This is a genomic window from Streptomyces sp. NPDC055099, assembly GCF_053607685.1.
In genome coordinates this window covers 792,073-798,219 of the sequence record NZ_JBSGUA010000002.1, presented here as the reverse complement: position 1 = coordinate 798,219, position 6,147 = coordinate 792,073, and the positions used below count along the sequence as shown (strand labels likewise).

The window sequence follows — 6,147 nt, the reverse complement described above, 5'->3', positions numbered from 1 at the left end:
GCCCGCTCCTGGGGGCGCGGCGTGGCCGCCTCTGGCAAAACCGTTGTTTGGGGCCGGGCGGGGGGGGCCCCGCGGGGCCCGCGCCCGACGCGGGGCTGCGCGTCATGATGTGCAACAGCGGACAGAGCCCCTCCGAAGAGGCCGAATATCTGGCGCTCTTCGCCGAACAGCGGGTACGCGGTGTCCTGCTGACCCCGGCCGACGCGACGGGCCGCAACATCGAGGCCTTCCGCAGGCACGACATTCCGTTCGTCCTGGTCGACCGGGTCGCCGAGGGCGCCACCGAGTGCTCCGTCTCCGTGGACGACGTCCTGGGCGGGGCGCTCGCGGTGCGTCATCTCCTCGACACCGGCCATCGCAGCATCGCGTACGTGAGCGGCCCGCCCGGACTCAATCAGGTCAAGGACCGCAGGGAAGGGGCGCTGCAAGCCCTCTCCGAGGCCGGTCTGCCCGCTTCGGCGCTGCGGGAACTGCCCACCGAGCGCCTCGACGTGGCCGCCGGACGTGACGCGGGCGCCCGCGTCCTCGGCCTCGCCGAGCGGCCGACCGCCGTCTTCTGCGCCAACGACCTGCTCGCTCTGGGAGTGCTCCAGGCGATGTACGCGGCAGGGGTGAGCGTGCCCGAGGACATCGCCATCGTCGGCTACGACGACATCGAGTTCGCCGCCGCGGCCGTCGTCCCGCTCACCTCGGTGCGCCAGCCCGCCATCAAGATGGGCGCGATGGCCGCGGAACTCCTTCTGGAGGAGACCGAGTCGGACACCGACGCCGATGACCACGACCACCGGCGCGTGGTGCTCCAGCCGGAGCTCGTGGTGCGCCGCTCCAGCCTGACGCCCCGCTGAGCGCCTCCGGGGCCCGCTGACCGCCCCTGCGGCGGGTGTGCTGAACTGGGGCGAACCGTCCCGTTCACGTACGTCGCCAGGAGCCCTCTTGACCCCCGCCGCCAGCGCCACCGCCTCCTACCGCCAGCCCGGCGTCGTCCTCACCGACCACCGCTTCTCCGTGCCCCTGGACCACGACGACCCGGCGGGGGAGCGGATCGAGGTCTTCGCCCGCGAGGCCGTGGCGAGCGCGCACGGGGACCGCGGGGCCGACCTGCCGTGGCTGGTGTACCTCCAGGGCGGCCCGGGATTCGGGGCCAACCGGTTCGTGGGCAAGGAGGCATGGCTGGGCAGGGCCCTGCAGGACTACCGGGTGCTGCTCCTCGACCAGCGCGGCACCGGCAGCTCGACGCCCGCGACGCGCCAGACGCTCCCGCTGCGCGGCGGACCCCGCGAGCAGGCCGACTACCTGACGCACTTCCGCGCCGACTCCATCGTCCGCGACTGCGAGCTGATCCGGCGCGAGCTGACCGGCGGCGCCCCCTGGACCGTACTCGGCCAGAGCTTCGGCGGCTTCTGCGCGACCCACTACCTCTCGGCGGCCCCCGAAGGACTGCACACCGCCATCATCACCGGCGGCCTGCCCGCACTCGACGGCCACGCGGACGACGTCTACCGCGCCGCCTACCCGCGCATGGAGCGCAAGACCCGCGCCCACTACGCCCGCTACCCCCAGGACATCGAGCGCGCCCGACGCATCGCCGCGCACCTGGCCGAGCACGAGCCGGTGCTCGACGGCGGCTACCGGCTCACCGTCGAGGCGTTCCAGTCCCTCGGCATGCTGCTCGGCATGAGCGACGGCAGCCACCGCCTGCACTACCTCCTCGAAGACGCCTTCGTGCGGACCCCGGCGGGCCACACGCTCTCCGACGCCTTCCGTGAAGCCGTACAGACCGCCCTCTCGCACCGCGCACACCCGCTCTTCGCCCTCCTGCACGAGACCATCTACGGCCAGGGCGAGCGGCCCACCGACTGGTCGGCCGAGCGGATGCGCGGCGAGTTCCCGCAGTTCGACCCCGGCAAGGCGCTCGCCGGGGACGCGCCGCTCCTCTTCACCGGGGAAGCCGTCCAGCGCTGGCAGTTCGACTGCGACCCGGCCTTGCGGCCGCTGCGGGAGACCGCCGACCTCCTTGCCGCGCGCACCGGTTGGGCGCCCCTGTACGACACGGCGCGCCTGGCCGCGAACGAGGTGCCGGCCGCCGCCGCGATCTACCACGACGACATGTACGTCGACACCGGCCACTCGCTGCGCACCGCCCGTTCCATCCGCGGCCTGCGGACCTGGGTCACCGACGAGTACGAGCACGACGGGCTCCGGGTGGGTTCGCCGCGCGTCCTGGACCGCCTCCTCGCCCTCGCGCGGGGCGAGGCCTGAGCCCTCCGCGGCGGGGTCCCGCGAAGCTAGGCTGCGGGCATGACAGAGCCGTTGAACGAGAACGACCAGCTCACGCCCATGCCCGAGGACTGGCAGCGGGCCCTCGCCGTCGTCGCCCACCCCGACGACCTGGAGTACGGCTGCTCGGCCGCGATCGCCGGATGGACGGATGGCGGGCGCGAGGTCGCCTACCTCCTGGCCAGTCGCGGTGAGGCGGGCATCGACACCCTTGACCCCGCTACGTGCGGCCCCCTGCGCGAGCGTGAGCAGCGGGCGAGCGCGGCCGTCGTGGGCGTCTCGACCGTCGAGTTCCTCGACCACAGGGACGGCGTGATCGAGTACGGGATCAAGCTGCGCCGGGACATCGCCGCCGCGGTCCGCAGGCACCGGCCCGAGCTCGTGATCACGCTCAACCACCGCGACACGTGGGGCGGTGTCGCCTGGAACACCCCGGACCACGTCGCCGTCGGCCGCGCCACCCTGGACGCCGTGGCCGACGCGGGCAACCGCTGGATCTTCCCCGAGCTGATCGAGGAGGACGCGCTCGAACCCTGGAACGGCGTGCGCTGGGTGGCCGTCGCCGGTTCCTCGTCGCCCACGCACGCCGCGGACGCCACGGCCGGGCTCGAACGCTCCGTGCGGTCGCTCCTCGAACACCGCACGTACATCGAGGGGTTGACCCAGGAGGACCCGGAGAAGTACTGCCGGGATTTCCTGACCGGCAACGCACAGAGCGTGGCGCCGCGCTTCGGCGGGAGGCCCGCGGTGTCCTTCGAGGTCTTCAGCCGCTGACGAAGTCTTCAGGCGCTGACGAGGTCTTCAGGCGCCGCGCCCCCGCCACTAAGCTGACGACGCGTCACATTGCTGACGGGCCGTCAGAAACGTAGGCAGGAGCTGGTGCTGGATGATCGACACCATCGGCACGGACATCCCGGAGGGTGAGGAGCGGCTGCGCCTCGACATCGAGGACGGCCTCGGCGTCCTCACCCTCTGCCACCCGAAGAAGCTCAACGCGTGGAGCTGGGAGTCCACGCGCCAGTTGGGCATCTTCGCCGACCGGATCCGTTTCGACGACTCGATCAGGGCGGTGCTGCTGCGGGCGGAGGGCCGCGCCTTCTGCGCGGGGATCGACATCACCGCGCACGTCGGCGGCGCCATCGAGGGCCGCTCGGGCTCCGAGCGCACGCGCAACTACTACGAGGCCCTGCGCTGGGTCCATGAACGGTTCCGCGCCTTCGCCGGCCTTCCGCAGCCCATCGTCGCCGCCGTGCAGGGCTACTGCCTCGGGTTCGGCTTCGAACTCGCGCTGATGGCGGACGTACGGATCGCGTCCGACGACGCGGTGTTCGCGCTTCCCGAGGCGCAGATCGGTGTCGCGGTGGACGCGGGCGGCGATCTGCGCATCGCGCGCGAGGCGGGCGCGGGCTGGGCCAAGCTGCTCTCGCTCACCGGCCGGCGCATCGACGCGGCCACCGCCGAACGGCTGCGGCTCGTCCAACTCGTCACGCCCGTCGAGGAGATGACGAAGACGGCCCGTGACATCGCGGCGGAGATCGCGGCGAACGGCCCGCTGGCCGTCCAGGGCATCAAGCGGGGCATCGACGCGTACGCGGACGCGGGGATGGACGCGGCGCTCGACCGGGTCGCGATGAACGCGGCGATCACACTGACGTCCGAGGACTCGCGTGCCGGGTACGCGGCGAAGGGGGAGAGGCGGACAGCGCGGTTCGAGGGCAAGTAATCGCCACCGCCAGCCACCGCCACCGCCGCCAGCCCCCGCCACCACCGCCGCCACGAAGGGAGCGGGGCGGGGCCGCGCAGGGCGTGGCCGGGGACGCGGGGAGGCGAGGCGCCCCCCCATCCCCTCCCGAATGTCCGCCGGCCCCGCTATCCCCCGAATCGGCCGCGCCCCATCTGCTCCCGCACCGTCACCACCTCCGGGCTCACCAGCCCCCGCCGCTGCCAGTTCGCGCCGTCGACCACCAGGGTGTGCCCGGTGATGAAGCGGGCGTAGGGCGAGGCCAGGAAGGTCGCGGCCCAGCCCAGTTCGCGCGGGGCGCCGACGCGCAGGGCGGGCTGGCGGGAGCCCAACTCCCGCCGAGCGGAGCCCGGTTCGCGCCCCTCCGTCGTCGTGGCCCGGTCGAGGTTGCCGCGGATGTCCGCGGTCATGTCCTCGTGCGGCATCAGTCCCGGCACCAGGCCGTTGACCTGGATTCCGTACGGGCCCCACTCCACCGCCAGGCTCTCGACGAGGCTCTTCACGCCCGCCTTGGCCGCCGCGCTGTGCGCGAAGCCGGGGCCGCCCGTCCACGCGTACGACGCCCCCATGTTGATGACGGAGCCGGGTGTGCCCGCCGCGAGATGGCGGCGGGCGAACTCCCGGGTCATGAAGAACGTCCCGTTCAGCGTGATGTCCACGACCGAGCGCCAGGCGTTCGGAGACATGTCCTCGGCCGGCACGGGGAAGTTGGCCGCCGCGTTGTTCACCAGGACGTCTGGCAGGCCGTACGCCGCCTGAGCCGCGTCGAAGACCTCGGCGACGCGGACCGGGTCCCGGATGTCGCAGGGGGTGGCCGCCACCCGCCCGCCGAGGCCCGCGAGCTCGTCCCGCGCGGCCTTCAGGCGCTCCTCCTTGCGGCCGGCGATCACGAGATCCGCCCCGAGCCGCGCGAACTCCGTGGCGATCGCCTTGCCGAGGCCACTGCCGCCGCCGGTCACGAGGACGACTGTTCCGTCGTACGTGCCCTCGGGCAGGGCGCTCGTACCCGGCGGGGGAGGGGCGGGGAGCCCGGGCAGGGCTCCCTCGTTCGCGTCGTCCGTCATGGCGGCATCGATACCGCGTAACGCTTCAAAGCTCCATGCCCGCAGGCGACTTCATGTCTGCGAGGTGCTCATGCCGGCCTCCCTCCTGCGCGCCGCCACCCCTGCGTCGACGTCCGCGAGGACGAGTTCGTTGTTGATCATGAGACCGGCCTGGTACCCCGCGGCTGCCGCGTTGATCACCTGCACCTTGGGTCCCGCCGCGTTGCCCACGGCCCACACCCCGGGAACGCTCGTGCGCCCGGCCGGGTCCACGGCGGGGTAGGGACCGAAGGGGGTCTCCTGGGTGGCCGCTCCGAGCTGGGCGGCCAGCTCGTTCCGCGGGATCGCCCCCGCCTCCACGAAGAGCACCGAGCGCGGGACCACCCGTCCGTCCGCCAGCCGCACCCCCGCCAGGCGGTCGTCCACGACGTCGAGCCCGGCCACCTCGCCCTCCACCACCGTGACCCCGGCGACGGCCAGCTTCTCCCGGTCGTCGGCGGACAGCTCCCGCACGGTGTGCGCGAAGAGCGTCACGTCCTTGGACCACTGGGTGACGAGAAGGGCCTGATGAATGCCGGTGACCGGTGACGCGATCACACCGAAGGGCTGATCCCGCACCTCCCAGCCATGGCAGTACGGGCAGTGCAGCACATCGCGGCCCCAGCGCTCGGCGACGCCCGCCACGTCCGGCAGCGCGTCGACCAGGCCGGTGGCCAGGACAACGCGGCGGGCGTGCACGGACCGGCCGCCCGCAAGGTCGGCCTCGAACTCCCCGGAGCCGTCGGGCCGCACGGCCGTGACCCGGTCGTGGACGGACTTCACGCCGTACGCCTCGGCCTCCCGGCGCCCCACGGCGAGGAACTCGGCGGGCGGCATCCCGTCCCGCGACAGGTAACCCTGCATGTGCGCGGCGGGCGCGTTGCGCGGTTCGCCCGCGTCCACGATCAGTACACGGCGCCGCGCCCGGCCGAGGACGAGCCCCGCGCTGAGCCCCGCCGCGCCGCCACCGATGACGAGTACGTCGTAGGCGGTGTCCTTGCCGTCCTTGCTGTCCTTGCTGGCCATCGTGACCACCTCCACGGAGAC

Annotated in this window: 6 protein-coding genes; 4 read left to right on the top strand and 2 right to left on the bottom strand. The window is 73.1% G+C overall.

The window, feature by feature from the left end:
• The 4 genes from ACWFRU_RS07900 to ACWFRU_RS07885 all read left to right on the top strand — a co-directional run.
• Window positions 1–845 (top strand): substrate-binding domain-containing protein (locus ACWFRU_RS07900; RefSeq protein WP_453685228.1); only part of this gene is annotated, 845 nt, incomplete at its 5' end.
• A gap of 88 nt (window positions 846–933) precedes the next feature.
• On the top strand, window positions 934–2,259 hold the full coding sequence (locus tag ACWFRU_RS07895; protein WP_453685227.1) for an alpha/beta fold hydrolase: 1,326 nt from the start codon (window positions 934–936) through the stop codon (window positions 2,257–2,259).
• A gap of 39 nt (window positions 2,260–2,298) precedes the next feature.
• Window positions 2,299–3,051: a PIG-L deacetylase family protein gene (locus ACWFRU_RS07890; protein ID WP_453685226.1), complete on the top strand. Its 753-nt coding sequence runs from the start codon at window positions 2,299–2,301 to the stop codon at window positions 3,049–3,051.
• Between the two features lie 112 nt (window positions 3,052–3,163).
• Complete coding sequence (locus ACWFRU_RS07885; RefSeq protein ID WP_453685225.1) at window positions 3,164–4,000, top strand: enoyl-CoA hydratase/isomerase family protein; 837 nt, start codon at window positions 3,164–3,166, stop codon at window positions 3,998–4,000.
• A 146-nt stretch (window positions 4,001–4,146) separates the two neighbouring features.
• Here ACWFRU_RS07885 and ACWFRU_RS07880 read toward each other — a convergent pair whose 3' ends face one another.
• Window positions 4,147–5,082, bottom strand: a complete 936-nt coding sequence (locus ACWFRU_RS07880; RefSeq protein ID WP_453685224.1) for an SDR family oxidoreductase — start codon at window positions 5,080–5,082, stop codon at window positions 4,147–4,149.
• A gap of 51 nt (window positions 5,083–5,133) precedes the next feature.
• On the bottom strand, window positions 5,134–6,126 hold the full coding sequence (locus ACWFRU_RS07875; RefSeq protein WP_453685223.1) for an NAD(P)/FAD-dependent oxidoreductase: 993 nt from the start codon (window positions 6,124–6,126) through the stop codon (window positions 5,134–5,136).
• Window positions 6,127–6,147: the final 21 nt, after the last annotated feature.